The sequence below is a fragment of the Halomonas sp. 707D4 genome (genome assembly GCF_024158685.1).
Classification (GTDB): domain Bacteria; phylum Pseudomonadota; class Gammaproteobacteria; order Pseudomonadales; family Halomonadaceae; genus Vreelandella.
Map to the genome: position 1 here is coordinate 1 of NZ_JAMZBD010000485.1, position 2,264 is coordinate 2,264.

3 protein-coding genes are annotated in these 2,264 nt (G+C 64.2%); 1 reads left to right on the forward strand and 2 read right to left on the reverse strand.

Features of this window, described 5'->3' with window-relative positions; genetic code table 11:
* Positions 1-577: THUMP domain-containing protein (locus tag BIS11_RS15565; protein WP_253586490.1), on the reverse strand; the 577-nt coding region annotated here is incomplete at its 3' end.
* A gap of 356 nt (positions 578-933) precedes the next feature.
* On the opposite strand from BIS11_RS15565, the gene rmf reads away from it, so the two are divergent.
* Positions 934-1,143, forward strand: a complete 210-nt coding sequence (rmf, locus tag BIS11_RS15570; RefSeq protein WP_227388219.1) for a ribosome modulation factor — start codon at positions 934-936, stop codon at positions 1,141-1,143.
* Positions 1,144-1,299: 156 nt separating this feature from the next.
* Here the strand turns inward: rmf and BIS11_RS15575 are convergent.
* A partial coding sequence (locus BIS11_RS15575; RefSeq protein ID WP_253586491.1) for a quinone-dependent dihydroorotate dehydrogenase occupies positions 1,300-2,264 on the reverse strand: 965 nt, incomplete at its 5' end.

The window sequence follows — 2,264 nt, forward strand, 5'->3', positions numbered from 1 at the left end:
GGATCAAGAGCGCGGCGGCCAGGTTCTCCTTGAGCGGCGCGTGGCCCACCTCGCGGCGATAGCCGCGCCGGTGCAGGCTGTCACCGGAAAGATCGATGCCCAGCGTCAAATTCGCCCGGTGCAGGTGAGCGTAGAGGCGCAGATCCGGCGCCTTGGTATCGACGTTGGGGCGCGCGACCCCGGCGAGAGCCAGCGCGTCGACCACCGCGTCCTTGACCGTCTGCGCGCCGAAGCGGGTGTGGCGAATTTCGTCGCTGCGTCCATGGAAATCCACCGCCAGCGTCTTGTTCGCGCTAACGTGGGCGGGCCAGTCGACCTTCATCGCGGCGGCGTACAGCTCCTTGGCGCTCGACACCAGCGTCTCGCGCGCGATGATGAGGATGACGCGGTTGGCCAGGCGCGACCACAGACACGCCCGGTAGGCGCAGGCCAGGTCGCCCTTGAAGTAGACGCCGGCCACCGTGGCCTTGCAGTCGGTGGCGCCCAGGCTCGCAAGCTCTTCCATCAGAAGGCTTTCGATGCCCTTCGGGCAGGTCGCTTGAAACGCCAGCGAAGCGGATTGACTTGACTCGGTCATAGATGTAGCCGCGCGTGGCAGCGCGAGATTCCTGTAGATGGCAAATGTGTTTACGTTCGATGACAATTTGGGGGTCGACAACCGACCTCATGATGGGCTAACAATAAGAGAGTAGCTACTGTTGACGCATGCGTCTCATGTCAGGGTTGATCCTTTTGGCCGGCAGGCTCGACCTGCAACGACCGATCGACCCATGGCTTGTCGGGTTTGCCCTGGGCCGCTTCGCACGTGAGTGCCAGGCGGTGGTTCAAGGCAGCACCCGCTCTTGAAGTAAGCTCCGAAATGGCAGCCGGTCCCTACACTTGTTCCCGGCAGGCCGTTTCATACCAAAGGCTTTACATAAAAGAGGTCAGCCAATGAAACGACAAAAGCGTGATCGCTTCCAGCGTGCCTACGTTCACGGCTACAAAGCGGGTGTCACGGGTCGCTCCCGGGACGATTGCCCCAGTCAAGACATCAATTTACGCGAATACTGGATGAGCGGTTGGCGTGAAGGTCGCGGCGACCAGTGGGACGGCATGACGGGCGTCTCTGGTATCCACAAGAATCCGATGGTCATGACCTGACCCTCGCCCTTCAAAAGCTTGAAACCGACTGAGCCCGCCTGAACCAGCGCGGGCTTTTTCGTGGCTCTATTTCACACCCCTGTTTCACCCCCCTGTTTCACACCCTCGTTCATACCCTTGCTTCACGCTCCTGCTTCTCGCCCTTGCTGCTTGTTCCTATCCCTGCGCCAGCGCCTTCGCGCAGCGCCCCACCAGCGCCGGACCTTCGTAGATGAGCCCTGAATAGAGCTGGATCACATCCGCCCCGGCCTCGAGCTTGGCCTTCGCCTTGGCGGGGCTGTCGATGCCGCCCACGCCGATGATCGGCAGGGTGGGAAGCTCTTCGCGCAGCGCCCGAATCACCTCGTTGGAAGGCTCGAACACCGGGCGTCCGGAAAGCCCGCCGGCCTCGTCGGCATGCGCGTGGCCCGCCACCGCGTCCCGCGCCACCGTCGTGTTGGTGGCGATCACCCCGTCGAAGCCGTTCTTGATGATGTTCTGCGCCACCAGCGTGATCTCCTCCCGGCTCATGTCCGGGGCGATCTTGATCAGAAGCGGTACGCGACGGCCGGACTCGGCGTCGAGCAGGTTGGCGCGCTCGCGGATCGGCCCGAGCAGCGCATCGAGCTGCTCGCCGAACTGCAGCGTTCGAAGCCCCGGCGTATTGGGCGAGGAGACGTTGACGGTCACGTAGTCCGCCACGCCATGTACCGCGTCGAGGCACGCGAGGTAGTCGTCGAGCGCCTTCTCCACCGGGGTGGTCAGGTTCTTGCCGATGTTGATCCCCACGATGCCGCCGTACTGGCGGGCACGCACGCGCGCCACCAGGTGTGCCACGCCCTGGTTGTTGAAGCCGAAGCGGTTGATGATCGCGCCGTGCTTCAGGAGCCTGAAAAGGCGCGGCTTGTCGTTACCCGGCTGAGCCTTGGGCGTGACCGTGCCGACCTCGACGAAGCCGAAGCCGAGCGCGCCGAGGGCGTCCAGGTGATCGGCGTTCTTGTCGAGCCCGGCGGCCAGCCCCACCTTGTTGGGAAAACGCAGCCCCATCAGCGTGACCGGGTCGCTCACCGCCGGGCCATAGAGCTTCTCCACCCCGCCCGCCCGGTGCAGGCCGTCCAGCGCGCGAAGCGTCAGGCCGTGAG

Excerpts from the sequence above, each read along its gene's own strand:
- rmf (WP_227388219.1), top strand. The coding sequence starts at position 934 with ATGAAACGACAAAAGCGTGATCGCTTCCAGCGTGCCTACGTTCACGGC.